Annotated in this window: 29 protein-coding genes; 17 read left to right on the top strand and 12 right to left on the bottom strand. The window is 60.6% G+C overall.

What is annotated here, in order from left to right; translation table 11 throughout:
- Positions 1 to 56 precede the first annotated feature (56 nt).
- From IQ26_RS34015 to IQ26_RS34000, 5 genes are all read right to left on the bottom strand, one after another.
- Positions 57 to 494: a pseudoazurin gene (locus IQ26_RS34015; protein WP_145722783.1), complete on the bottom strand. Its 438-nt coding sequence runs from the start codon at positions 492 to 494 to the stop codon at positions 57 to 59.
- A gap of 159 nt (positions 495 to 653) precedes the next feature.
- Positions 654 to 869, bottom strand: a complete 216-nt coding sequence (locus IQ26_RS34010) for a DUF1858 domain-containing protein (protein WP_145722772.1) — start codon at positions 867 to 869, stop codon at positions 654 to 656.
- A 185-nt stretch (positions 870 to 1,054) separates the two neighbouring features.
- On the bottom strand, positions 1,055 to 1,198 hold the full coding sequence (locus tag IQ26_RS39855; protein ID WP_167522726.1) for a hypothetical protein: 144 nt from the start codon (positions 1,196 to 1,198) through the stop codon (positions 1,055 to 1,057).
- 75 nt (positions 1,199 to 1,273) lie between these two features.
- Complete coding sequence (locus IQ26_RS34005) at positions 1,274 to 1,735, bottom strand: RrF2 family transcriptional regulator (RefSeq protein ID WP_145722771.1); 462 nt, start codon at positions 1,733 to 1,735, stop codon at positions 1,274 to 1,276.
- Between the two features lie 55 nt (positions 1,736 to 1,790).
- On the bottom strand, positions 1,791 to 2,255 hold the full coding sequence (locus IQ26_RS34000; protein WP_145722770.1) for a group III truncated hemoglobin: 465 nt from the start codon (positions 2,253 to 2,255) through the stop codon (positions 1,791 to 1,793).
- A gap of 234 nt (positions 2,256 to 2,489) precedes the next feature.
- Between IQ26_RS34000 and IQ26_RS33995 the strand changes: the two genes are divergently transcribed.
- A complete protein-coding gene (locus tag IQ26_RS33995) occupies positions 2,490 to 2,921 on the top strand; it encodes a potassium channel family protein (protein WP_145722769.1) in 432 nt (143 codons plus the stop codon).
- A 14-nt stretch (positions 2,922 to 2,935) separates the two neighbouring features.
- Here the strand turns inward: IQ26_RS33995 and hemN are convergent, their stop codons facing one another.
- Positions 2,936 to 4,285 carry an oxygen-independent coproporphyrinogen III oxidase gene (hemN, locus tag IQ26_RS33990; RefSeq protein ID WP_145722768.1) on the bottom strand — a complete coding sequence of 450 codons (1,350 nt, stop codon included), beginning with the start codon at positions 4,283 to 4,285 and terminating at the stop codon, positions 2,936 to 2,938.
- A 159-nt stretch (positions 4,286 to 4,444) separates the two neighbouring features.
- Between hemN and IQ26_RS33985 the strand changes: the two genes are divergently transcribed.
- A complete protein-coding gene (locus IQ26_RS33985) occupies positions 4,445 to 5,173 on the top strand; it encodes a Crp/Fnr family transcriptional regulator (RefSeq protein ID WP_145722767.1) in 729 nt (242 codons plus the stop codon).
- 69 nt (positions 5,174 to 5,242) lie between these two features.
- On the opposite strand, the gene IQ26_RS33980 is transcribed toward IQ26_RS33985, so the two are convergent.
- Positions 5,243 to 5,659 (bottom strand): hemerythrin domain-containing protein, encoded by a 417-nt coding sequence (locus IQ26_RS33980; RefSeq protein ID WP_145722766.1) that lies wholly within the window; start codon positions 5,657 to 5,659, stop codon positions 5,243 to 5,245.
- Between the two features lie 251 nt (positions 5,660 to 5,910).
- On the opposite strand from IQ26_RS33980, the gene ccoN reads away from it, so the two are divergent.
- The 8 genes from ccoN to ccoS all read left to right on the top strand — a co-directional run bounded on the left by ccoN (position 5,911) and on the right by ccoS (position 13,990).
- Entirely contained in the window at positions 5,911 to 7,521 is a 1,611-nt protein-coding gene (ccoN, locus tag IQ26_RS33975; protein ID WP_145722765.1) for a cytochrome-c oxidase, cbb3-type subunit I, read from the top strand.
- An 11-nt stretch (positions 7,522 to 7,532) separates the two neighbouring features.
- A complete protein-coding gene (ccoO, locus tag IQ26_RS33970; RefSeq protein ID WP_145722764.1) occupies positions 7,533 to 8,264 on the top strand; it encodes a cytochrome-c oxidase, cbb3-type subunit II in 732 nt (243 codons plus the stop codon).
- An 11-nt stretch (positions 8,265 to 8,275) separates the two neighbouring features.
- Positions 8,276 to 8,425: a cbb3-type cytochrome c oxidase subunit 3 gene (locus tag IQ26_RS33965; RefSeq protein ID WP_145722763.1), complete on the top strand. Its 150-nt coding sequence runs from the start codon at positions 8,276 to 8,278 to the stop codon at positions 8,423 to 8,425.
- A gap of 2 nt (positions 8,426 to 8,427) precedes the next feature.
- On the top strand, positions 8,428 to 9,291 hold the full coding sequence (gene ccoP / locus IQ26_RS33960; RefSeq protein WP_145722762.1) for a cytochrome-c oxidase, cbb3-type subunit III: 864 nt from the start codon (positions 8,428 to 8,430) through the stop codon (positions 9,289 to 9,291).
- Positions 9,292 to 9,499: 208 nt separating this feature from the next.
- Positions 9,500 to 11,065, top strand: a complete 1,566-nt coding sequence (ccoG, locus tag IQ26_RS33955; protein WP_145722761.1) for a cytochrome c oxidase accessory protein CcoG — start codon at positions 9,500 to 9,502, stop codon at positions 11,063 to 11,065.
- The gene (locus IQ26_RS33950) at positions 11,062 to 11,559 is read left to right on the top strand and encodes a FixH family protein (protein WP_145722760.1); all 498 of its coding nucleotides are present in this window, start codon (positions 11,062 to 11,064) and stop codon (positions 11,557 to 11,559) included. Before ccoG ends, IQ26_RS33950 begins: the two co-directional genes overlap by 4 nt.
- Complete coding sequence (locus IQ26_RS33945) at positions 11,556 to 13,838, top strand: cation-translocating P-type ATPase (RefSeq protein WP_145722759.1); 2,283 nt, start codon at positions 11,556 to 11,558, stop codon at positions 13,836 to 13,838. The genes IQ26_RS33950 and IQ26_RS33945 overlap by 4 nt, the downstream gene beginning before the upstream one ends.
- Positions 13,835 to 13,990, top strand: a complete 156-nt coding sequence (gene ccoS, locus IQ26_RS33940) for a cbb3-type cytochrome oxidase assembly protein CcoS (protein WP_145722758.1) — start codon at positions 13,835 to 13,837, stop codon at positions 13,988 to 13,990. The genes IQ26_RS33945 and ccoS overlap by 4 nt, the downstream gene beginning before the upstream one ends.
- A gap of 114 nt (positions 13,991 to 14,104) precedes the next feature.
- On the opposite strand, the gene IQ26_RS33935 is transcribed toward ccoS, so the two are convergent.
- Positions 14,105 to 14,620, bottom strand: a complete 516-nt coding sequence (locus IQ26_RS33935) for a cytochrome b (protein WP_145722782.1) — start codon at positions 14,618 to 14,620, stop codon at positions 14,105 to 14,107.
- A gap of 188 nt (positions 14,621 to 14,808) precedes the next feature.
- Here IQ26_RS33935 and IQ26_RS33930 point away from each other — a divergent pair, with 188 nt between their 5' ends.
- Entirely contained in the window at positions 14,809 to 15,507 is a 699-nt protein-coding gene (locus IQ26_RS33930; RefSeq protein WP_145722781.1) for a CBS domain-containing protein, read from the top strand.
- Between the two features lie 52 nt (positions 15,508 to 15,559).
- Here IQ26_RS33930 and IQ26_RS33925 read toward each other — a convergent pair whose 3' ends face one another.
- The gene (locus tag IQ26_RS33925; protein ID WP_145722757.1) at positions 15,560 to 16,015 is read right to left on the bottom strand and encodes an NUDIX hydrolase; all 456 of its coding nucleotides are present in this window, start codon (positions 16,013 to 16,015) and stop codon (positions 15,560 to 15,562) included.
- A 93-nt stretch (positions 16,016 to 16,108) separates the two neighbouring features.
- A complete protein-coding gene (locus IQ26_RS33920) occupies positions 16,109 to 16,921 on the bottom strand; it encodes a universal stress protein (protein ID WP_145722756.1) in 813 nt (270 codons plus the stop codon).
- 272 nt (positions 16,922 to 17,193) lie between these two features.
- On the opposite strand from IQ26_RS33920, the gene IQ26_RS33915 reads away from it, so the two are divergent.
- The 4 genes from IQ26_RS33915 (at position 17,194) to IQ26_RS33895 (ending at position 20,494) form a co-directional block, all read left to right on the top strand.
- On the top strand, positions 17,194 to 18,681 hold the full coding sequence (locus IQ26_RS33915; protein ID WP_240547383.1) for a PAS domain-containing sensor histidine kinase: 1,488 nt from the start codon (positions 17,194 to 17,196) through the stop codon (positions 18,679 to 18,681).
- Positions 18,671 to 19,282, top strand: coding sequence for a response regulator FixJ (gene fixJ, locus IQ26_RS33910; protein WP_145722755.1), 612 nt, complete (start codon positions 18,671 to 18,673; stop codon positions 19,280 to 19,282). The genes IQ26_RS33915 and fixJ overlap by 11 nt, the downstream gene beginning before the upstream one ends.
- 504 nt (positions 19,283 to 19,786) lie before the next feature.
- Positions 19,787 to 20,041, top strand: coding sequence for a lipoyl domain-containing protein (locus IQ26_RS33900; protein ID WP_145722754.1), 255 nt, complete (start codon positions 19,787 to 19,789; stop codon positions 20,039 to 20,041).
- A 66-nt stretch (positions 20,042 to 20,107) separates the two neighbouring features.
- Entirely contained in the window at positions 20,108 to 20,494 is a 387-nt protein-coding gene (locus tag IQ26_RS33895) for a translational machinery protein (protein WP_145722753.1), read from the top strand.
- Positions 20,495 to 20,625: 131 nt separating this feature from the next.
- Here IQ26_RS33895 and IQ26_RS33890 read toward each other — a convergent pair whose 3' ends face one another.
- Together IQ26_RS33890 and IQ26_RS33885 are read right to left on the bottom strand one after the other, a co-directional pair.
- Positions 20,626 to 20,976: a c-type cytochrome gene (locus IQ26_RS33890; RefSeq protein WP_145722752.1), complete on the bottom strand. Its 351-nt coding sequence runs from the start codon at positions 20,974 to 20,976 to the stop codon at positions 20,626 to 20,628.
- Positions 20,977 to 21,023: 47 nt separating this feature from the next.
- The gene (locus IQ26_RS33885) at positions 21,024 to 21,464 is read right to left on the bottom strand and encodes a phasin family protein (protein ID WP_240547381.1); all 441 of its coding nucleotides are present in this window, start codon (positions 21,462 to 21,464) and stop codon (positions 21,024 to 21,026) included.
- 155 nt (positions 21,465 to 21,619) lie between these two features.
- Here IQ26_RS33885 and IQ26_RS33880 point away from each other — a divergent pair, with 155 nt between their 5' ends.
- Both IQ26_RS33880 and IQ26_RS33875 read left to right on the top strand, forming a co-directional pair.
- Positions 21,620 to 22,444, top strand: a complete 825-nt coding sequence (locus tag IQ26_RS33880; RefSeq protein WP_145722751.1) for a universal stress protein — start codon at positions 21,620 to 21,622, stop codon at positions 22,442 to 22,444.
- Positions 22,445 to 22,725: 281 nt separating this feature from the next.
- The coding region (locus tag IQ26_RS33875) for an Hsp20/alpha crystallin family protein (protein ID WP_145722750.1) at positions 22,726 to 23,099 on the top strand (374 nt) is incomplete at its 3' end.

Here is a 23,099-nt window from a genome sequence, read left to right as displayed (position 1 = left end):
CCGTCCGACCCCAGCCTGCGCTTACATCTGGCAGGCATGGCTATATCGGTGGCTGATCAGTTGGCCGGAACGTGGCTGAGCAGATCCGCGAACACCTTCTTTGCTTTCCCGGTATGCTTGACCGCCGTGGCTGCCTCGAGGTTAACCGGCTTGCCGACGGCGATCAGCGCGACCATGCCCATGCCGTAGTGAGGCGCGCATTTGACGCCGTAGACACCCTCCTGGGTCAGCGTGACAGTGATTTCCTCATTCGTTTTTCCCTTGAACGGTTCGGCGCTATCCGGAATCATGCCCTTGATCGACTGGGCGTCGTGGGTCTTGTCGGTCGGTACGAACTTGACGGTGTCACCGGGCGCAGCCTGGACGAAGGCCGGCTGGAAGACCATCGCGCCTTTTTCGCCCTTGTTGAGCATCTGCACCACGTGCTCCTCCGCGCTTGCGCCGCCGACGAGCGCGAGGATGGAGATTGCGGCAGCCAGGATAGAGAGTTTCATCGATTTGTCCTTTGTTGCGTCTTCGCGGCATTTGGCCGTTCCATGCCATCTAGCCTGATCTGCCCCAGGAGAATTTGCGCTGGCGCAAACTCGGGGCAGGAAGGTCAGGACGAGCATCGGCTTGTGGTGCTTTCGGAGAGCCGACCCAAGGCCTAACCGTCACCTACCCGCTCGAACAGCCGATTCCAGATCCAACAGGAAATCCGTCTCGTGGATCTGATGTTCGCGGCACGCCTCAGCCACGGTATGGAAGGTACCGATCGGGCAACCGACGCAATGCATCCTGTATCTCAGCACCACAGCCACCGTTGCCGGCCATTTCCTCATGATCTCGTCGACGACCATGTCTGGATCGATCGAACTGCGCTCCTTCACGATCGAGCCTCCTCGATTGCAAGCGTCATCATAGCTCCCCGACGCCGCCTTCGTTGCGGACCCGAAGCATTGCGGCTGATTGCGGGCTAACGTCGCGTTTGATCGGATTCATGCGACGCGCTTTAAGTTCTTGTTTTATGCATGTCGTTGTCCCAAAACCGCTGCGCACTTTTGGGCGACATGCATTAGACAAACGTCATGACCGCTACCGCCCCGACGACAATCAGAACGAGCCCGCCGATCAGCATCGGGAGCAGCGTATTGTCCAGGTCGATGCCCGACTCGAAATGGTTGGTTATCGGCGCATCGTCCTTCTTCGGCTCAGTCATGGCTCGTCTCCATTCGAGGAAAGCGGATTGGTAGCGGGTGAATTGCGTGGCGCTGAGGTTGCAGGTCGAGCCCCCTTACCCGCCGTTTAGCGCCACGCCGGAACTGCGGGACGCAGGCGGCCCGCCGAGAAAGTCGTGGGGCATCAGGATGATGTCGGCCAGCGTGTAACCGTCGAGGACGTTCTGGAAGGCGACCATCGCTTCGCCAAACATGCCTGAAAGCTTGCAGGAGCCGGTGACCACGCATTGGTTTCCAGTGGCGAAGCACTCCACAAGCGCGAAATCCGGCTCGGTTAGCCGCACGATATCGCCTATGCGGATCATCTCGGGCTGACGCCCGAGGGCAAGCCCACCCGAACGGCCGCGGACCGCTTTCAGGTAGCCGCTACGCGTCAGGGTATTGGCGACCTTGTTGAGGTGCGCCTTGGACACGTTGAAAGTGCGTGCGACCTCCTCGATCGTGATCAGGCGGTCGCCGGCAGAGGCGGCATACATCAGCATCCTCAAGGCGTAGTCCGAGAAGTTGGTCAGCCGCACAAATGGTTCCTCCGATGAATCACGGCGCCTTTACCGGGGCCACGCCATTCCGGCATCACAGGTCTTTCTCGACGATTGGTTCTATGCCCATCGTGGTCTCGCCACGGTTGAAGGCGACCGCGAGGCGGAAACTGTGCGCGATGCGCAGCGCTCGATCCATGAACAGCGCCGCAACCTCGGGTGGGCAGATACGGCGCACCGTTGCGCGAAACAGCTTCAGCCAACGCCGGAAATGCGCCTCGCCAAGGCCGGAAATCGCCAGGTGTGGCGGCAACGGCCGGCCGTCATATCGAGACGTCCGGAGCAGTGTCGCGGACCAGAAGTCGCACATTTTCGCGAGATGGCGCGGCCAGTCGCTGGGCTCGATCCTATCATGGAAGATTGGGCCGAGAAGTTCGTCGCGGCGAATCTCGTCGTAGAAGCCGTGAACCACACAGCGGATCATGGTCTCGTCAAGCACGTCCGGCAACGGAACCCCGTCGACAACGATCGTCCTCCTGCTGCGACCATTCACGGTCATGTGCGTGCTCCTGATGTGCCTGCAGTCAAGTCCTGCGACCGCGATCGGTGAACTTGCTTTCGAGGAATGTCCTGTTCGCGGGTCAGCCGGCATCCCACGTAAAAGATATATTGTCAATATATGTTTATCCTAGCCGTCGGGTTGCTGCTGCCCAAGCCGCATGGCCGCCGGCGTTCACTGGCCGGGTTTGATTTTGCGCAAGGAAGGCGCTGTTGCGATTGCTACTTCTTGTGCATGGTTCTCAATCTGCTCATCGGCACCGTGGTCATAAGTCTAACGGTCCTGATCCACACCTTTGGCCTGATCGCCGTCACCCATATAATGGGGCATCTTGTAGCGCGGTTTCGCATGCATGGACGGCGCAGCCGCACAGTCGCGATGATCAGCGTGGTGATGGGCCTCTTCGCCGTCATGACGACAGAGGTATGGCTCTGGGCCGGGCTTTACCTGGTGCTCGATATCTTTGCCGACTTCGAAACCGCCCTATACTTCTCGACCATTACCTTTTCGACCGTCGGCTATGGCGACATCGTACCCGCACACGGATGGCGCGTGCTGGCAGCCCTCGAGGGTGTGAACGGCTTCCTGCTCATAGGCTGGTCGACCGCCTATCTGGTTGCGGCCGGAACCCGGATCGGCCCGTTCAAGGCCGGGGAGCATTTCTGAAATCGGAGAAGCGCTCAAACAGCCGCCGAATGCCTGGCTTGGCCGACCGCGAGATAATGATCGAACTTGGCCGCGACCGACCTGACAAACGGTCGGCCGCTATCGGTCACCAGGAAAACGTCGCCGGAACGCTCGAACAGCCCATCCTGATCGGCTCGGGCAACGGCGACCGCGTCACCAATCACGGACACTGCCGCATTGCCAAAACGGGCGATCGCCTCGCGGCCGGAAAAGGCGAAATCGCACATCAGCCGCTCGATGACCCAGCCGCGAACGCGATCGTCGTCGGAGAACGTGATGCCGCGGACAGCGGCCAGCCCGCCATTTGCGACCATGCGTCCGTATTCGGCGGTCGAAGGCATGTTCTGCACGTAGCCCTGGCGAAAACGGCCGATGGAGGAAGGACCAAGACCGATCAATGTTTCGCAGCGATCCTCGGTGTAGCCTTGGAAGTTGCGATGCAAGGCGCCACCGCGGGACGCAACCGCCAGCGCGTCGCTTGGCTTGGCGAAATGGTCGAAGCCAACGGCTTCATAGCCCGCGTTCAACATCAGACAGGCGGCGATTTGCGATTGCGCGAACCGTTCGGCCGGACCCGGCAACCATGCCTCGTCGATCATCGTTTGATGCTTCTTGAACCAGGGCACATGCGCGTAGCCGAAAAGCGCCATCCGGTCCGGTTCAAGAGTCAGCGCCTGCGCCACGGTGGAACAGACGCTCTCCCTGGTCTGATGCGGCAGGCCATAAAGCAGATCGAGGTTCACGGATCCTACACCGCGTGAGCGAACGCCGTCGACAACCGCCTTGGTCTGCAAAAAGCTCTGCTCGCGGTTGATCGCCTTCTGCACCCTCGGATCGAAATCCTGCACGCCGAGGCTCGCCCGCGTCATGCCGATTTCGGCGAGTGAGTCCAGGCGTGCCTCATCCATGTCGTTGGGGTCGATTTCGACGCTGATCTTGGCGTCCGCAAGAAAATCGAAGCTGTCCCGCAGGACAGTTCCCAGCGCCATCATATCCTCGGGATTCAGCATGGTCGGCGAGCCGCCACCGAAATGGACCGCGCGGACACGGCCCTTGCCGCTCACGAGGCGGGCAACCGTCGCGATTTCCGCATGCAGCGAGCGGAGATATGCGGTTACCGGGCCATACTGACGCGTCTGCTTGGTATGGCATGCACAGAACCAGCAGAGCCTGTCGCAGTAAGGGATGTGCAGGTACAGCGAAATCTCGTCACCGTTTTCGAGCGCCTCCAACCAGCCTCGGTAAACGGCGGCGTCGACGCCCGCATGGAAATGCGGTGCGGTCGGGTAGCTGGTGTAGCGCGGGACATTCTCGCCAAGCCTTGCAGCTAATTGCGGTCGCATGTCGCCATCCACTGTGTTTGCATGGTTGGAACTTTGGTCGCATTGGCGACCCGAAACCTTGATTTCGGTCAAGCGCTGAGCTGAGGACAAACTGCCGCAAGGATTTTTCGGCAGCCGATGCTATCTTGCCGGCACTTTGGCTCCGTTGGGATGATCATGATGACAGTGCGGCAGGACGTTCACAGCGCCGACATTCCCGTGCTTTGCCAGTCTTGCGAGGCACGGCATCGCGGCGTCTGCGGCGCGCTCGATCCCGACCAACTGGTCGCACTCTCCAAGACTTCGTCGAGGCACAAGATCGAGCCGGGGATCGAACTGATTGGCGACGCCGAGGCTATCGACAGCTATTCGAACGTGCTTTCAGGTGTGGTGAAGCTGACAAAGGGGCTTTCGGATGGCCGCCAGCAGATCGTCGGCCTACAGTTCGCGCCGGATTTTCTTGGACGGCCGTTCAAGGTGGAAAGCGCGATCAATGCGGAGGCCGCGACCGCCGTTTCCCTGTGCACGTTTCCGAAAGCGACCATAGACCGGATGATGAAGGAATCACCGGAGCTTGAGCATCGTCTGCTCAAGCAAACGCTGAACGAACTCGACGACGCACGCGAGTGGATGGTGACGCTGGGACGCAAGACCGCTTCGGAAAAGGTAGCGAGCTTTCTCCTGATGATCGCCAGGAACATCGATCCCACGGCTGACCCCACCGCCAAGTCGGCGACCTTCGATCTGCCGCTGACGCGCGCCGACATTGCCGATTTCCTCGGCCTGACGATCGAGACGGTGAGCCGCCAGATGACCAGGCTAAGAACGGACGGCGTGATCCGGATCGAGAACAACCGGCATGTGACGGTCGACAGCCTGGGCCGGCTGGAGCGACGCTCCGGCGCCTAGGGCAGCGGACACAAAAGCCCGCCCTCGGGCCTGACCCGGGGTGGGTACCGGTTTTGGGAAAATCCGAACCTAGCCCTGATCGATGATTCCGATCGCCGGCAAGACGTGCTCGCGTTCGAACGCGATGTGCCGACGCATGCTTTCGAAAAAACCACGCAGCATGAAGCCGACGGCTTCGGCATTCCCGACCGCCTCGCCATGGCCGATCGCCAGCAGAATCTCGGTCACCTCGCCGGCAAAGCATTCATCTTCGACGTGTTCGGCGCGCAATCGCCTGATTGAGGCAAGGTTGGCATTGCCGCCGCCCGTAGCCGCCTCATAGGCGGGGAAGATGATCGTCTCCTCATACTGATGAATATTGCGCAGCAACGGGACGATTGCGTTGGCTGTGCCAAGGCATTTCAGGCGATCGACGTTCGGCAAGGCGTCCGCGATTTTCTCCAGGGCATCGCAGAGCTTTAGCTTTTCCTCATACGCGCGCTTCATCACCGCGCTCGGGACTGCCGCTCTGCCGGATAGGCCAGCTGGCATCGAATTCTCACAGCGTTTCTCGAACAGCGTCGATCCTCGCTCTCTCTCTTCATTCAATGGCCGCCTCCCTTCGTTCGTCAGATCGACGCTGCCAAATCCAAAACTGGGCATCTTTGATTTGGATCAAGGCGGCGACGATGTAGTCGCGGAATTGGTGTCGCCGCGGATTGGCGTCCGCGCATCGGAATCCGAGTCGGGGACATGTCATGAAATTTGGCACGGAAATCGTCGTAATGTGCGTCTTCACTTTCCTGGCGCTCGTGGCGGCAGGCTTTGGTGTGGATGAGCCGTTTCGCCAGCACATGTGGGTGCTTTTCTTCGTGCTGCTTGGCTTTGTCATCGTCCTTCTGCGCAACACCAGCTTTGCGCCGGCAGCACCGGTCGATCCTTCTGCCTACATGGATGGGCCAATCCGCTACGGCGCCATCGCCACCATGTTCTGGGGTGTTGTCGGCATGCTCGTCGGCGTGGTCATCGCGCTACAGCTCGCCTACCCGGATCTCAACATCGAGCCCTGGTTCAACCTCGGCCGCCTGCGGCCACTGCATACGTCCGGCGTCGTTTTTGCCTTCGGCGGCAATGCGCTCATCTGCACGTCCATGTACGTCGTGCAGCGCACCAGCCGCGCCCGGCTGTTCGGTGGCAATCTCGCCTGGTTCGTGTTTTGGGGTTATCAGCTTTTCATCGTCATGGCCGCGACCGGCTACCTGCTCGGCATCACCGAGAGCCGCGAATACGCCGAGCCCGAATGGTATGTGGATCTGTGGCTGACCATCGTCTGGGTCGCCTACCTTGTGCTGTTCCTCGGCACCATCCTGAAGCGCAAGGAACCGCATATCTACGTCGCCAACTGGTTCTATCTGTCCTTCATCGTCACCATCGCGATGCTGCATGTCGTCAACAACCTGTCGATGCCCGTCTCTCTCCTGGGCTCGAAGAGCTACTCCGCCTTCTCCGGCGTGCAGGACGCCCTGACGCAATGGTGGTACGGCCACAATGCGGTCGGCTTCTTCCTCACAGCCGGCTTCCTCGGCATGATGTATTACTTCGTGCCCAAGCAGGTGAACCGGCCGGTCTATTCCTACCGCCTCTCGATCATCCATTTCTGGGCGCTGATCTTCCTCTACATCTGGGCAGGTCCGCATCACCTCCATTACACCGCCCTGCCCGACTGGGCGCAGACGCTCGGCATGGTGTTTTCGATTATGCTTTGGATGCCGTCCTGGGGTGGCATGATCAACGGCCTGATGACGCTGTCTGGCGCCTGGGACAAGTTGCGCACCGATCCGATCGTCCGCATGATGGTGATGGCCGTCGCCTTCTACGGCATGTCGACGTTCGAAGGTCCGATGATGTCGATCAAGGCGGTCAATTCACTGTCGCACTACACGGACTGGACCATCGGGCATGTCCATTCCGGCGCGCTCGGCTGGGTAGGCATGATCTCGTTCGGCGCGATCTATTACATGGTGCCGAAGCTCTGGAACCGCGAACGTCTCTATTCGCTGCGGCTCGTCACCTGGCACTTCTGGCTGGCGACCCTCGGGATCGTCGTCTACGCCGCGGTGATGTGGGTTTCCGGCATCATGCAGGGCCTGATGTGGCGCGAGTACGACGAGCAGGGCTTCCTGGTCTACTCGTTCGCAGAGACCGTGGCCGCCATGCATCCCTACTACGTCATGCGCGCTGCGGGTGGCGCTATGTATCTCGCCGGCGCTGTCATCATGGCCTGGAACATCACCATGACCATCCTCGGCTACCAGCGCGAGGAGGAACCGATGCCAGGCTCCGTCCCCGCCCTTCAGCCTGCACAATAAGGAGCCAGAGAATGGGCTTGATGGACAAACACGCGATCATCGAGAAAAACGCCACGCTTCTTCTCGTTGGTTCCCTCCTGGTGGTGACGGTCGGCGGTATCGTCGAAATCGCACCGCTCTTCTATCTCGACAATACGATCGAGAAGGTCGAAGGCATGCGGCCCTATTCGCCGCTCGAACTCGCCGGACGCAACGTCTATGTGCGTGAAGGCTGCTATCTCTGCCACAGCCAGATGATCAGGCCGTTCCGCGACGAGGTCGAGCGCTATGGTCACTACAGTCTGGCGGCCGAGTCGATGTACGATCACCCGTTCCAGTGGGGATCGAAGCGCACTGGGCCGGACCTCGCCAGGGTCGGTGATCGCTACTCGAATGAGTGGCACGTTCAACATCTTGCCGAGCCGCGCTCGGTGGTGCCGGAATCGATCATGCCGAGCTATGCCTTCCTGAAGGATACGGCGATCGACGTGAAGGACTTCTCGACGCACCTTATCGCAAACAGGCGCGTCGGCGTCCCCTATTCCGATGACATGATCGCTCACGCCGGGGACGATCTGACGGCGCAGGCCAATCCCAATGCCGACACATCCGACCTGGAGGGCCGCTACCCGAAGGCCAAGCTCGGCGATTTCGACGGCAACCCGCAACAGGTCACCGAGATGGACGCCCTGGTCGCTTACCTGCAGATGCTCGGCACGCTGGTCGATTTCAAGACCTACGACGAAGCTGCCGGCTACCGCTGAGGAGAATCACGATGGACTACAATTTGATGAGGGAGTTCGCCGACAGTTGGGCTCTGCTCGCCATGACACTTTTCTTCGTCGGCGTAGTCGCCTTCACACTCCGTCCTGGCAGCCGCAAGCAGGCCGATGAAGCCGCCCGCATCCCCCTCAAGGACGACTGATCATGAGCAATGAGCATATCGACGAAGTGTCGGGCGTCGCCACCACCGGCCACGAGTGGGACGGCATCAGGGAACTCAACAACCCACTTCCGCGCTGGTGGGTCTGGACGTTCTATATCACCATCGTATGGGCGATCGGCTACACCATTGCCTATCCGGCATGGCCGATGCTGACCTCGGCGACCAAGGGCGTGCTCGGCTATTCGAGCCGCAACGACGTCAAGACCGAGCTTGCCGCGGCCGAAGTCGCCAAGGCCAAATATGCCGCGGCGGTACAGTCGAAAACCGTCTCGGAGATTGCCGGCGACGACGCGTTGCGTGAATTTGCTGTTGCCGCCGGCAGCGCTGCGTACAAGGTCAATTGCGTGCAGTGCCACGCCTCTGGAGCCCAGGGCTCCCAAGGCTTTCCCAACCTCAATGACGACGACTGGCTGTGGGGCGGCACGGCCGAGCAGATCCAGCAAACGATCACGCACGGCATCCGCTTCGCATCCGCCCCGGATACACGCCTGTCGGAAATGCCGGCTTTTGGCGAGATCATCACCGGCGACCAGATCGCACAGGTCAGCGCCTATGTCGCCAGCCTGTCCGGCCAGGTTCAAAATGCAAGTCTGGTTGAGCCCGGCGCCCAGGTTTTCGCGGAAAACTGCGTGGCCTGCCATGCTGACAATGCAAAGGGTAACAAAGAGCTCGGCGCGCCCGATCTGACCGATGCGATCTGGCTCTACGGATCCAACGAAACAGCCATCGCCGCGCAGATCCGCGCACCCAAACACGGCGTGATGCCGGCCTGGGTTGAGCGTCTCGGCGAAACCAAGGTCAAGGAACTCGCGGTCTACATTCATTCGCTAGGTGGTGGAGAATAGAAAAAGGGGATCCTATTCTCGGCCCTTAACCACCAAGGCGACGAGGCCCGGGCGTGCCCGGGCCTCGACTGCGTTCCGGCGTCCAGCAATTGACTTGCATCAACGCGCGACAGCCTGCCCTGCGGCAAGGCTTGTCCAACGCAGCAATTCGCGCGCCTGCCGATATCCGACTGCGCGCGCCCCGAAATCATAAGCTGCGCGACTGGAGATGCTCGTGCTGGATAACACGCAGGTAGAACGGCTCGAAGCCGAGGCGGTCAACTCCGCAAAGATCCGCCAGCCGCTGTATGCACCGCGCAAGAAGATATTTCCCAAGCGGGCTTCGGGCAGTTTTCGCAGCTTCAAGTGGCTGGTGATGGCGATCACGCTGGGCATCTATTATCTGACGCCCTGGCTGCGCTGGGATCGAGGTCCGTTTGCTCCCGATCAGGCGGTACTGATCGATCTTGCCAACCGCCGCTTCTATTTCTTCTTCATCGAGATTTGGCCGCAGGAATTCTACTATGTGGCCGGCCTTCTGGTCATGGCCGGCATCGGCCTTTTCCTGATCACATCCACGGTTGGCAGAGCCTGGTGCGGCTATACCTGCCCGCAAACCGTATGGGTCGATCTGTTTCTGGTTGTGGAGCGCGCGATCGAGGGGGATCGTAACGCCCGCATGAAGCTCGACGCCGGACCGTGGACCGCGCGCAAGCTTGCGCTGCGTGTATCGAAACACGCCATCTGGCTGATCATAGCGGTAGCGACCGGCGGCGCCTGGATCTTCTATTTCGCCGATGCGCCAACGCTGATTGGCGAGGTCTTCACCGGCACCGCCGCGCCTGTCGCCTACATCACCATCGCGGTGCTGACGGCGACCACCTACACATTCGGCGGGCTGATGCGCGAGCAGGTCTGCACCTACATGTGCCCATGGCCGCGCATCCAGGCGGCCATGCTCGACGAAAATTCGCTCACCGTGACCTACAATGACTGGCGCGGCGAACCTCGGTCGCGTCATGCCAAGAAGGTCCAGGCTGCGGGGCAGCCGGTCGGAGACTGCGTCGATTGCAACGCCTGCGTCGCCGTATGCCCGATGGGGATCGACATTCGCGACGGCCAGCAGCTCGAATGCATCACGTGCGCGCTGTGCATCGATGCCTGCGACAGCGTCATGGACAAACTCGGCAAGGAGCGCGGGCTGATCTCCTACGCGACGCTGTCCGATTACAACGCCAACATGGCGGTGGCGACCGCAGGCGGCTCCTGTTCGGTGAACCCGTCGCTCGTCCGCACCGACGGCGGCGCTTTCTCCGACAAACTAGCCCATTTCCATCTCCGCAAGATATTTCGGCTGCGCACCTTCATCTACATGGGCGCATGGTCGGCGATCGGCCTTGCGCTGGTCTATTCGCTGCTGACCCGCGACCGGCTCGAGGTCAACGTCCTGCACGACCGCAACCCGCAATTCGTCACGCTGTCAGACGGTTCGATCCGCAACGGCTACACCGTCAAGCTGCTCAACATGATCCCCGAGCCAAGGACGATCGTCGTCACGATGCAAGGATTGCAGGGAGCCGAAATGAGCGTCGTTGGTGTCGACCTTCCCGCGGACCGGTCCTTCGCCGTCGCGGCCGAACCCGACCGGCTGAAGACGCTGAAGGTTTTCGTGCGCCAGCCGGCGGACCAGGTGGGAAGCGCAACACAAACGTTCAAATTCCGCGTCGAGGACAAGGCGAGTTTCGAAACGGACGAGTACACGGCCACTTTCAACGCACCGGAGATCGCCAGATGAGCGCCAATACGCAAAAATCCCGCGAATTCACCGGCAGGCACATGTTGGTCACCATTCTCGCCTTTTTCGGCGTGGTCATCGCGGTCAATCTGACGATGGCGACACTCGCCAGCACGAGCTGGACCGGACTTGTCGTCGAGAACACCTATGTGGCCAGCCAGCAATTCAACCGAAAGGCCGAGGAAGGGCGCGCGCAGGCGGCACTCGGCTGGACCGGCAAACTGACGGTCGCTGGGGGTGAGGTCCGCTACGGCTTGAGCGATGCCACCGGCAAGCCGGTCCCCTTGCATGGCGTGAAGATACTGTTTCGTCATCCCGCCTACGAAGCCGGGGACAAGGCCGTCACTCTCGCCCTCGCATCGGACCAGGAATTTGCCGCGCAGCACTTGCCAAGGGATGGCGTCTGGATCGTCGAAGTCGACGCCGATGCCGGTCTGACAGAACCCTATCGCGACGTTCGCCGAATCATGATTTCGCAAGGAGCGCTGCAATGAGCTGCTGTGCGCCGGGCGCTGAAATAGCGGTGGACCTGAACGGGTTTACATCCGCCCTGCCGTCGAGCCAGGAGATCAGGCTGGCAAGCCGCTCGCTTGGCGGCGACCTTCGCCAGACCGATCTGTCGGTACCGACGGTTCACTGCGCGGCTTGCATCCAGACGATCGAGACGGCTCTCGGAAAGCTCGACCGCGTCGAGGGCGCTCGTGTCAACCTTTCGACGAAACGGGTATCCGTCCGGTGGCGTGGGGATGAGGTGCCGCCATTCGTCGCCGCGCTTGGACGGCTGGGCTACCCGGCGCATCTGTTCGACGCCGAGATCGGCGAGAAGGACAAAACGCTTTCGGAGCTGATCCGGGCCGTGGCGGTCGCCGGCTTTGCGGCAGGCAACATCATGCTGCTTTCGGTCTCGGTCTGGTCCGGCGCTGAAGGTGCGACCCGAGACCTGTTCCATTGGGTCTCGGCGTTGATCGCGATCCCGGCGCTCGCCTTCGCCGGCGGCATCTATTTCCGCTCGGCCTGGAATGCGTTGAGCCACGGCCGTATGAACATGGACGTGCCGATTGCGGTTGGAGTCTCGCTCGCCTACGCGATGAGCCTCTATGAAACCATCAACCATGGCGACCACGCTTATTTCGACGCGTCGGTATCGCTGCTGTTCTTCCTGTTGATCGGCCGCACACTGGATCACGTGATGCGGGAGCGTGCCCGGACCGCGGTCAACGGCCTGTCACGGCTGGCGGCGCGCGGCGCCATGGTGCTGCGCGACGACGGTTCGCGCGATTATCTGCCGGTTAACGAGATCGAACCAGGCATGCATCTGCTAATCGCGGCCGGGGAAAGGATTCCCGTCGACGGCAAGATCGTTCAAGGCACTTCGGATCTCGACTGTTCTTTGGTTTCCGGCGAGAGCACGCCTAGAACCGTTGCATCGGGGGAATCGGTGCAGGGCGGCACGCTCAATATTACCGGCCCGCTGACCATCGAAGCCACGGCCGCCGCGAAGGATTCCTTCCTGGCCGAAATGGTTCGGCTCATGGAAGCCGCCGAGGGTGGTCGCGCGCATTATCGCCGGATCGCCGACCGCGTTTCGGCGCTCTATGCTCCGGTCGTCCATCTGACCGCCTTCGCGACGTTCCTTGGCTGGATGGCGGCCACCGGCGACTGGCACCGGGCCATGACGATCGCCATCGCCGTTCTCATCATCACATGCCCATGTGCGCTCGGCCTCGCCGTGCCGATCGTGCAGGTGGTCGCGGCGCGGCGTCTGTTCGAAAGCGGCGTCATGGTCAAGGACGGCTCCGCCATGGAGCGCCTGGCGGCGATCGATACGGCGGTGTTCGACAAGACAGGTACGCTTACGCTCGGACAGCCCCGGCTCGTCAACGCGGCGTCCATCGATCCCGCCATGCTGGCAATCGCGGCTGCGATGGCCGCGCATTCCCGCCACCCGTTTTCAAGGGCCCTAGCCGGCTCTGCTGGCTTTGCCGGTCAGCCGAAACTGGAGTCCGTCAGCGAGCACCCGGGTTTCGGGGTCGAAGCCACCGCCGCGGGCAGCATCTGGCGGCTTGGCCGGCGCGGCTGGGCAGGATGGAAGGCGCGAACCGATGGCGAAAGTGGACATGGCGGAACAGTCCTGGCGAAAGACGGGATCATTGTCGCATCCTTCGTTTTCGAGGATGCGCTGCGTGCCGATGCCGAGGCCGCCCTAGCCCAGTTGAACGACGCTCAAGTGTCGGTGGAAATGCTGTCGGGCGACACCGTGGCCGCCTGTGGCGAAGTCGCGGGAATATTGGGTATCGACCGTTTTGTTCCAGCACTGCTTCCCTCCGGCAAGGTCGAACGCATCGAAGGGCTGGCGCGAGCCGGCCACAAGGTGCTGATGGTTGGCGACGGGCTCAACGATACGCCCGCGCTGGGCGCAGCACATGTCTCGATCGCTCCAGCCACCGCCGCCGACATTGGCCGCAACGCCGCGGATTTCGTGTTCCTGCGCGAAAGCCTCCTGGCAATACCCCTTGCCGTGGACGTCTCGCGCAAGGCCGGACGGCTGATCCGCCAGAACATCGCCATCGCGATCGTCTACAACGCGGTTGCCGTGCCGATCGCCATTTTGGGGCATGTCACGCCGTTGATCGCCGCGATCGCGATGTCCGCCTCGTCGCTGCTGGTCATCGGAAATGCGCTGCGCCTGCAAGGCTTTGCGTCAAGCGCACCGGAAAGAATTGCACCGCAGGACAGATATTCCAACGTCAGCTCATTGGCACAATCCTCATGACGACGCTTGTCTATCTCATACCGGTGGCTCTGTTTCTCGGCGCGCTTGGGCTGTTTGGCTTCCTGTGGGCCTTGAGGAGTGGTCAATACGAGGATCTCGACGGAGCCGCCGAGCGGATCCTCATCGACCCGGATGAGAGGCTGAACGACTGACCCAGATCACAGTGCCGACGCCGAATACGGCGCACACTGCCGGCCGATGCGCCGCACGAGGCGGTTTCGCCATGCAGGCGGCTCATGATGGCCGAAATGCGCTCGCCTCGACGATCATGACAAGCGCCGCGCCGGTCGCAACATCCTGACGAGCACATCCGATTTCACATAGAAGTGTTGCCACAGGGCGGCCGCCGCATGGAGGCTGACGACAATGACGATGACCGGCTTGGCGAGTTCATGGACCTCACCCATGGTCCCGAGGCCGAAATACCATGCTAGCGCCCCGGTAACCGGCATGCCTAAAATGACAAGATAAAGCACGAGATGGGTTGCAGCCGCGATGCGCTTCAACATGACGCTTTCTCCGGGAGGCGCGGCCGGGGCGCCGCGTTGCAGACGGATGGCAAGGCGCCAGATAGCCAGCACCAGAACGGCCAGGCCGAGATACACATGAATATTTGCATTGAACATGTCCGCCGCCGCGGGCTCGGTGCCGCGTGAGAAAGCGCGGTGGGCCGGCTTGATGTCCTCACCGAGCACAAGCTGCACCACGATCAGCGCGGCGATCGCCCAATGCAGGAGGATTTGGGTTCCGGTATAGCCGGATGGCTTATCGGCAACGGTCATGGCAGCCACCTCGCTTGAGAAAACTCCTCCTATCTCGCCGTTCGTGCGAGCGGCTTGATCTATGACAAGTCAATCCTGCCGGCGGCAATGCTGCTTTCATGATGTCGACAGGCCGGAAAATGACTCAGATCAAGGCACGTCGCGCACAAGGCCTCGATAAACAGGCAAAGGCATCTGTGGAGGTTGGCGTGCAGGCCGAAGCTATAATGACAACACCGGTCGTCGGGATCAAACCGTCGGCGTCGGTCGCCGATGCGGCAGGGCTGATGCTCTCGAAGAAGATCAGCGGCCTTCCCGTCATTTGCGATGACGGCGCGCTGGTGGGGATCGTCAGCGAAGGCGATTTGCTGCGCCGGGGAGAACTGGGCACGCAACGCAAGCGCTCGCGCTGGCTGGAGTTTTTCGTCAGCCCGGGAAGAGCTGCCGATGAGTATGTCCACGCCAATGGGCGGCGGGTCGAGGAGGTGATGTCAGACGAAGTCGTCACCGCGTCCCCCAGCGCGTCGCTCAGAGAGATCGTCGAGCTGATGACGCGCCATCATGTCAAACGCGTCCCGGTCGTCGACGGCGGGAAAGTTGTCGGCATCATTGCCCGCTCCGATCTTCTCCGTGCCTTGCTTCGCACCCAGCCAAGCACGGCCTCGACGGCCATGGGCGACGAACAGGTTCGCCAGAACATCATTGCCGAACTGGCGGCTCACAAATGGGCCAGTACCGAGTTGATCAGCGTCACTGTGGACGAAGGGGCCGTGGAGCTGAGCGGCGCCATCTTCGACGAACGCGAGCGCCAGGCAGCCATTGTCGCGGCTGAAAACGTCGCCGGCGTCAAGTCCGTGAAAGACAATCTCTTCTGTGCCGGGCCGGTATCCGTCATTTTGGTTTCCTAGGCATTGCGATCAAACACGACCGAGCTGACGGCAGCTGTCGGCGTTGAGGCTTCTAGACAGACGCCGCAAGCCGGTCGAGAAAAGGCCGCTGGCCGACAAGCATCTTTTCCCAAGCCACCTCGAGGCCGAACCACTCTGCGCGATCGATCTCCGGAAAAAACTGCATGCGGCCGCTGCGCGGCGGCCATTCCATTTCGAACATGTTGCTTCGCAAAGTGCCGGTGTCGAAATCGCCTTCGACGCCGAAGGCCGTAATGAGCTTGCCTCCGCGCTGACGCAGCTCTCCCAGGGGAAGCAACGCTCCCTTGAGCTCCCAGCCGGTTTCCTCGGCAAATTCGCGCCGCGCCGCAGCTTCCGGCTGTTCGTCATCACCATACTCACCCTTGGCGATGGACCAGGCACCGAGATCGCGGTTTTGCCAGAACGGACCACCCGGGTGGACAAGCAACACCTGCAACCCGTCCGTTGACGCACGGTAAGGCAGGATGCCCGCACTTCTTTTCGCCATGGCGTCACGCCTCAGTCATACAGCATATCACCGCAGGTGGGCTAAACGGACACGTTTCGTTTGTCGCTCTGTCTGGCGACAGGCTACACACCGTCAATACGACATCAAGCGATTGATGCCGCTCTCTGCGATCAGCGTACGGGTGACGCCGCCGAACGCCCATTCCCGCAGGCGACTATGACCATAGGCACCGGAGACGATCAGGTCCGCATGAATCGAGCGCGCGAATGTGAACAGCCGGTCGCCATCGGCCTCGCCGGCGATCAGTTCGGTTCGCGCCTTGATGCCGTGGTGTTCAAGAAAGACCACGACATCGGCAAGGCTGTCACGAATGCTCCCGTCGCGGTCGGTATCTATCGTGGCGATGACGACCTCGTTGGCCTTGGCCAGAAAAGGCAGTGCATCCGCCATCGCCCGTCGCGCCTCCCTGGTGTCTTTCCAGGCAACAAGCACGGTTTTCGCCAGAACGTGTTCGATATCGCTCGCCGCGACCAAGACCGGCCGGCCGGCGCCGAGTGCAAGGCTGCCGATATCCACCGCGCGATAGATATCTTCTCCTTCCCCGCTGCCGGTGACGATGAGGTCGGCTGCACGGGACGAAACGCCGAGGAAGCGGGTCGGGCCGCAAACGGCTTGCCTCCATTCGCTCGTGATCGAGGCCGGAACCAGGCTCTCGAATTCTGCACGCAGTTCGGCAAGCCGCTTTTCGATTTCGGTCCGCTGGATCTGCATGATCTCGCCTTCATAGACCATGCCGTCGCCCGTCGCGACCAGCGGTGGAACATCCGCTGCCGCCAGGCCGACAAGATGGGCTCCAAACCGTTCCGCAAGCTCGACCCCGACCTTCACCATGGCCGCAGGAGGCCCATCCACCGCGAGGTTCACGATGATTGACTTGTAGGACATTGCGGACACCTTTCGATGAAGCGGTTGAATGCAATAATGAAATGCACTGGCCGGCGCTCGGCGCCTTGATGCGTGTCAAGAAAACTACCTACTAACTCGATCACGGCTCCCTGCCTCAATCGGTTTTGCATTGCGGGAAGAGAGATGAGTGATAATTAGATGTGGGTTCCCCGATCAAAGGACTTCATTTGGACGACAAACAAACACCTGATTTGTCGACCGGCGTTCGCGACGAAGAGCGGGCCGCGGCCGAGCGCGACCGGCTGGCCCTGATGTTCGAGCTGGCCCCGGGTTTCATGACGCTGTTGCGTGAACCGGGTCACGTCTTCGAGTTGACCAATGCTGCCTATCAACGGCTGATCGGCCACCGGCAAGTAATTGGAAAGTCGGTACGCGAGGCCCTGCCCGAGCTTGAAGGCCAAGGCTTTTACGAACTGCTCGACCAGGTGTACGAAACCGGCGAGCCCTTCAGGGGTCAGGCTATCAAGATCGCCCTTCGCAACAAGGAAGACGGACCGATCGAAGAGCGCATCCTCGATTTCGTCTATCAGCCCATCAAGGCCGACGACGGCCGCATCACGGCTATTTTTGTCGAGGGCACAGACGTCAGCGAGCTTTCCTTTGCAAACGCTGCCCTTCAATTGCGCGAAGATCATCTGCGCTCGATCCTGGCGACGGTGCCCGATGCAATGGTCGTCATCGACGAACAAGGTTGCATTCAATCCTTTAGCACGGCCGCCGAAACGCTGTTCGGTTACCAGTCGGGCGAAGTCATCGGCCGGAATGTCAAAATGCTGATGCCGCCCCCCTATCGCGAGGAGCATGACGCTTATCTGCACCGCTATCTGACGACCGGGGAGCGCCGGATCATCGGGCTCGGCCGCACCGTCACCGGAATGCGCAAGGATGGCTCGACCTTTCCGATGGAGCTTTCCGTCGGCGAGATGCATCCTGGCACCGGCCGCTTCTTTACCGGCTTCTGCCGTGACTTGACTGAACGCCACAGGGCGGAAGCCAGAATACAGGAGCAGCAGTTGGAGCTTCTCCACATGGCACGGTTTACCGCGCTCGGCGAAATGGCTTCGACATTGGCGCATGAGATCAACCAGCCGCTCACGGCCATTACGAATTACCTCAAAGGCAGCCGACGGCTTCTCGAAAAAAGCACGGATGATAATGCACCAATGCTGCGCGAGGCCGTTGAAAAGGCAGCCGACCAAGCCTTGCGGGCCGGAGACGTCATTCGCCACCTTCGAGACTTCGTCGCAAGAGGCGAGAGCGAGCGTCAGGTCGAACGCCTGCCGTCAGTGATCGAAGAGGCCTCGTCCCTGGCTCTGGTCGGCGCAAGAGAAATAGATGTGCGCGTCAGCTACAAGCTTGATCCCGCCGCCGAACTGGTCTTGACCGACCGCATCCAGATTCAGCAGGTTCTGCTCAACCTCATGCGAAACGCAGTGGAAGCCATGCAAGGAGCACCTCGCCGTGAGCTGCACGTCACGACTGTTGCCAGGGATGACGGCATGGCAGAGGTGAGTGTGATCGACACCGGCACCGGCCTTGCGCCTGAAGTCTCGGCCCAGCTCTTTCAACCATTTGTCACAACCAAGAAGCAAGGTATGGGTGTCGGCCTTTCCATTTGCCGCACTATCGTCGAATCGCATGGCGGTCATATCTGGGCCGAAGCAATGCCAGCTGGGGGAACCGCTTTCCGGTTCACCTTGCGCATCGTTGAGAAAGAAGAGGTCGCCGATGGCCGATAATCTTGTGCACGTGGTCGATGACGATGTGGACGTTCGCAAGTCGCTTGGTTTTCTTCTGGCGACGGCTGACTTCGCTGTGCGCCTGTACGAATCGGCGACAGCTTTTCTGGCTACGGCGACGGGTGATCTCGATGGGTGTATCGTGACCGATGTGCGCATGCCCGGCATCGACGGCATCGAGTTCCTGCGCCAGCTCAGAACCCGTGGACATACGCTTCCGGTCATTGTCATGACGGGTCATGCCGATGTGGCGCTCGCTGTTCAGGCGATGAAGGAAGGTGCTGCCGATTTCATCGAAAAGCCGTTCGACGACGAGCTGCTGATCGTTGCGATCCGCTCCGCGTTGGACAACCGCAACCAGGCGGATGCAGCTCACCCTCAATCCGCGGAAATCCACGGCCGTCTGTCGACGCTGTCGGAGCGGGAGCGCCAAGTGCTGGACGGGCTTGTGTCAGGCCTGCCGAACAAGACGATCGCCTATGACCTAGGCATCAGCCCACGCACGGTCGAGATCCACCGCGCCAATGTGATGAGCAAGATGGGCGCCAGCAGCCTGTCGCATCTCGTGCGCATGGCTTTGGTCGTGGAATCCAAACACTAGAGCGGAATGCGTTTGGATTGAACCGGGCATTCCGCTCTATCCGTTTGTTTTAGCCGCATTTGTGCGGCGCCAAGTGATTCCGCTTGGCTGCAAAATGCTAAGGAAAGTCACCGAGGGGCTTACCGGCGTTTGCCGGCACTCTCTCCGACTTCCAGTCGCGCCAGTGGGTCGGGTGGATGTCGACCCGCGCGCCGGTCGCGGCGTTCCTCCAGCCTTCCCGTCCCTTTATACAGGGAAATACAAGCGCATGCTCGCCTTCTTCGTCGAAGACGGCGAGTTCGAGATCACGATCGAACGGGGCGCTTAGGATTTGCTTCCACATCCTCGCATATTGCGTAGACGCGGCAGATCCCGCTTTGATTTGAATCATTTCCGAAATTGCTTAGCGCGAGCGACCTGACAGGCATGCGCGTTGCCGTCTGCGAATGCCGAACCGATACCTTGATCGTGATCAATGACCGCCTTGGCTGGTGGCATATGGTCCAGGCTCAAAGGAGAGTCGCTATGCAGGATATCAAGATCGATGAAGCACTATGGGCATCAAGCATGCTGCCGGAGGGCATAGTGGAGCGGTGGTTCATCGCCAGCGGTGCTGCGATCAAGGCAGGCGAACGCATAGCGGAAGTTCGAATTGAGGACGCGCTGCACGAGATCGTCGCGCCGGCACCCGGGCGCGCGACGATCGTCGCCACCGTGAACGCCATCATCGAGCCGGGTTCGGTCCTGGCAACATTGGACGACACGCTGCAGCCGGGCTGAGGGCGCTCGACGTTCGACAGCTCAGGACTCTGTCTTATCTCAACAGCAATCCAAGGACATATCAAAATGCAGACTCAACATGCCGTCGCATGGCTGGACCATCGCGAAGCCAAGGTGTTCTTCTTCGATCGCAGCGCCGTCGAAAGCTTGAGGCTTGCAACCACGCTGACGCATCACCAGACCCACAACAAGGCGGGGACCATCGATGGAAAGCGCGCACCGGAAAACCAGTCCTTCTATCACGATATCGTCAGCATCCTGCAGCCGGCAAAGGAATGGCTGATTGTAGGACCGGGATCGGCAAAGGACGAACTGGTCAGACATATCCGCAGCCACCATTCACACCTGAAGGATCGCATTGTCGGCGTCGAAACGGCGGATCATCCAACGGAAGCGCAGATCGTGGCGCACGCACGGACATTCTTCCGGGCCGCCGACCGTATGCTGCCATAGCCCAACGCTTGCGGCTGTGCTGTTGGAGCCGCAAACAGCCGCAGGTCGATCGCGCATCCCAGGGCGGGTGTTCTGCAAAGTATCGACCAGAACGGCCCGCCCTGTCCGCTTACTTTTGCCTAAGGAAGCGGTCACGGTGGCTGCAGGCTCCCGATATAGGCGATTATTGCCTCAATCTGAGCGGGGCTAGCAATCCATTCAGGCATGTCGGGATAGCCGGTCGAAATGCCTTCGGCGAACGCCTCCTCCAGATCGGTGAGCGGATAGCGCTGCGAGAGCGTACGAAATGCCGGTGCGTCGGGATGGCTGCTCTTGTCTGTTTTTCCAATCGCATGGCATCGAGCGCAATTGACTTCAAGCAACACTTTTCCGCGCGATATAGGATCGGCGTTCGCCCACGCGGTAAGCAGCCCAAACGCTGCAGCAAGGATTGCTGCACGCACAGAATAGGCCGAAACAGAGGTCGGGAATCTAAACTTCATCGAGACCGCCTGTCCGGCCGGCTGTCGGCGGCTTTGATTCCCATTGGTCAGCCCACCGTGCTTGCGGCCAAATCCTCAATCGTGGTGTCTGCTCCCTTACGAACGCGCCTGGCCGTTTCCGAGACAAGCTTGGAGCCGATCGAGGCGACCCTACCGGCCTCGGTCACGTAGTCCGAGGTTGCGTTCTGAAAAAAGGTGATGAGCACATCAAAAGCGTCGTTGAATTCGTTACCAGCGACGAGATCGTCGGCCAGCTTGACGTTCTGCTCGCAGCGATGTTTCAAGAAGGAATGCGTCTCGATCTGGTAGCGCATCATCGCCTTGAAAGCCTGGGCCTGAAGATCCGCTGCGGCGAGAAGGAACCGGTGGCCATTGTTCGCCATTGGCGACGTCTGTAAGGCGAATTGCGACCGCTCAGGTTGAGTTTGCATGATTGCGCTCCAATGTGATCCGTGGCTAAGGGTTCGTGGTTGTTTGCCCGACGACACTAGCGCCAGCCTGCGACGCGTCGTTGATCGAGGTCAACCTGCGCCGAAGGCACTGAAACAATCCGCACCACCCTGATCTCTTGCCTTTTGACACGCATCAAGGCCGTTGATCCTGTTTCGTGGCGTTCTTGCCAGACGCAGAAGGAGCCAGGGCGATGTCTTTCAAGACGATTATGGTTCAGCTGGATGTGGACGCCATCGCCGCACCACGTGTTTCGTTCGCTTGGGACCTTGCTCAAAGGCATGAGGCCGACCTGATCGGCTTCTGTGCTGCGGAAGGGCATTTCGTCATGCCGTCAGGCACTGACGATAGAGCCGCCGCAAGGGCGATGTGGGGTCAGATCGAAGAAATAGAAGACCGCCTCAACTGCTTGAAAGAGGAATTCCTGGGCACCGTCAACGGCAGCAATCGCGCCTCGTGGCGGGGCGAAATCGGCAATCCGACCCAACGACTTGCGCTCAACGCACGCGCCGCGGACCTGGTTGTCACGGGGTCTCCAATGCCGGATTTCCTGGTCGACCATCACCGCATCGTGGATCCAGGCAGCCTGATTCTTTCCGCTGGCCGTCCGATTCTTATCGCATCGGAAACACTTGCTCCGATCGCGGCCGAAAACGTTCTGATTGCGTGGAACGATACACGCGAGGCCCGACGCGCCGTGGTTGATGCCATGCCCTTCCTGGTCGGCGCGAAAGACGTTGTGATCGCCACTGTCGATGGTGGGGATTTGGCGTCCCGCGCGAGCGCGGCGGATGTGGAGCGTTTTCTGGCAACGCATGGAGTGAGCGCACGATCCGAAGTGATGGATGCACGCCGCTCGGAGCCGGCGGAAATTCTTCTTCAGATCGGGCGAGAAATCGCAGCTGATCTCATTATTCTGGGCGGTTATGGCCATAGCCGTCTCCGGGAATTGACTCTCGGCGGCGTGACACGCTCGGTCCTCCAAGCCGGATTGTTTCATCGGCTTATCTCGAATTGAGTGAAACACACGCTCGCGTCGTAGGCTTGTTGACGTCGATCAAAGCCGGCCTCTCCTACAAACGCTTTGATGCAATTCTCGTCAAGCCGAGGCGAATTTGGTGACGCGGGCGCGATGGACCGTGGCAAAACCGCGGATTCGCGAAGCAATGAACCAGTTTGGCAGCGACACCTGACGAGCGGGTCCGCTGACCTCCAGTTCTAGCGCCTCTTGGGAGACCTAAAGGTGGAAGGGCGGAGGCGGCGGCGCCTGTCGATCAACTCACTTTCGAGGATAAAGCCATGGCGGAAATTGCGACCAAACTGCCCATCAAATCAGAGAAAAGCACTGCTCCGGCGCCAGCCGGCAATTGGACGGCACCATTCGAAAGCCTGCGTCGTGAAGTCGACCGCCTGTTCGACGACTTCCATCCGTTCGATTTTCGCCTGCCGTCGGCACGCTCCATATTCGGCCGCGAACTGCCAACGCTGCGCAACGCCGGTTGGCCGGTCGCGCCGGCGATGGATCTTGTCGAAAAGGGCAAGGAGTATGAGATCACGGCCGAACTGCCCGGCATCGACGAAAAGAATGTCGAGATCAAACTCGCCAACCGGACGCTGACGATCAAGGGCGAGAAGACGGAAGAGAAGGAAGAGAAGGACAAGGACTATTATCT

This window comes from Mesorhizobium tianshanense (assembly GCF_007830515.1).
Lineage (GTDB): Bacteria > Pseudomonadota > Alphaproteobacteria > Rhizobiales > Rhizobiaceae > Mesorhizobium > Mesorhizobium tianshanense.
This window is presented reverse-complemented; position numbering and strand designations above follow the sequence as displayed.

Coding starts and splice junctions, on each gene's coding strand:
- IQ26_RS33945 (WP_145722759.1), top strand. CDS start 11,556: ATGAGCTGCTGTGCGCCGGGCGCTGAAATAGCGGTGGACCTGAACGGG.
- IQ26_RS33880 (WP_145722751.1), top strand. CDS start 21,620: ATGTCTTTCAAGACGATTATGGTTCAGCTGGATGTGGACGCCATCGCC.
- ccoG (WP_145722761.1), top strand. CDS start 9,500: ATGCTCGTGCTGGATAACACGCAGGTAGAACGGCTCGAAGCCGAGGCG.
- ccoN (WP_145722765.1), top strand. CDS start 5,911: ATGAAATTTGGCACGGAAATCGTCGTAATGTGCGTCTTCACTTTCCTG.
- IQ26_RS33950 (WP_145722760.1), top strand. CDS start 11,062: ATGAGCGCCAATACGCAAAAATCCCGCGAATTCACCGGCAGGCACATG.
- hemN (WP_145722768.1), bottom strand. CDS start 4,285: ATGCGACCGCAATTAGCTGCAAGGCTTGGCGAGAATGTCCCGCGCTAC.
- ccoO (WP_145722764.1), top strand. CDS start 7,533: ATGGGCTTGATGGACAAACACGCGATCATCGAGAAAAACGCCACGCTT.
- IQ26_RS33925 (WP_145722757.1), bottom strand. CDS start 16,015: ATGGCGAAAAGAAGTGCGGGCATCCTGCCTTACCGTGCGTCAACGGAC.
- IQ26_RS33900 (WP_145722754.1), top strand. CDS start 19,787: ATGCAGGATATCAAGATCGATGAAGCACTATGGGCATCAAGCATGCTG.
- IQ26_RS39855 (WP_167522726.1), bottom strand. CDS start 1,198: ATGACTGAGCCGAAGAAGGACGATGCGCCGATAACCAACCATTTCGAG.
- IQ26_RS33915 (WP_240547383.1), top strand. CDS start 17,194: ATGTTCGAGCTGGCCCCGGGTTTCATGACGCTGTTGCGTGAACCGGGT.
- ccoS (WP_145722758.1), top strand. CDS start 13,835: ATGACGACGCTTGTCTATCTCATACCGGTGGCTCTGTTTCTCGGCGCG.
- IQ26_RS33985 (WP_145722767.1), top strand. CDS start 4,445: ATGACAGTGCGGCAGGACGTTCACAGCGCCGACATTCCCGTGCTTTGC.
- IQ26_RS33935 (WP_145722782.1), bottom strand. CDS start 14,620: ATGACCGTTGCCGATAAGCCATCCGGCTATACCGGAACCCAAATCCTC.
- IQ26_RS33920 (WP_145722756.1), bottom strand. CDS start 16,921: ATGTCCTACAAGTCAATCATCGTGAACCTCGCGGTGGATGGGCCTCCT.
- IQ26_RS33890 (WP_145722752.1), bottom strand. CDS start 20,976: ATGAAGTTTAGATTCCCGACCTCTGTTTCGGCCTATTCTGTGCGTGCA.
- IQ26_RS33895 (WP_145722753.1), top strand. CDS start 20,108: ATGCAGACTCAACATGCCGTCGCATGGCTGGACCATCGCGAAGCCAAG.
- IQ26_RS33980 (WP_145722766.1), bottom strand. CDS start 5,659: ATGAAGCGCGCGTATGAGGAAAAGCTAAAGCTCTGCGATGCCCTGGAG.
- IQ26_RS34000 (WP_145722770.1), bottom strand. CDS start 2,255: ATGACCGTGAATGGTCGCAGCAGGAGGACGATCGTTGTCGACGGGGTT.
- ccoP (WP_145722762.1), top strand. CDS start 8,428: ATGAGCAATGAGCATATCGACGAAGTGTCGGGCGTCGCCACCACCGGC.
- IQ26_RS33965 (WP_145722763.1), top strand. CDS start 8,276: ATGGACTACAATTTGATGAGGGAGTTCGCCGACAGTTGGGCTCTGCTC.
- IQ26_RS34015 (WP_145722783.1), bottom strand. CDS start 494: ATGAAACTCTCTATCCTGGCTGCCGCAATCTCCATCCTCGCGCTCGTC.
- IQ26_RS33995 (WP_145722769.1), top strand. CDS start 2,490: ATGGTTCTCAATCTGCTCATCGGCACCGTGGTCATAAGTCTAACGGTC.
- fixJ (WP_145722755.1), top strand. CDS start 18,671: ATGGCCGATAATCTTGTGCACGTGGTCGATGACGATGTGGACGTTCGC.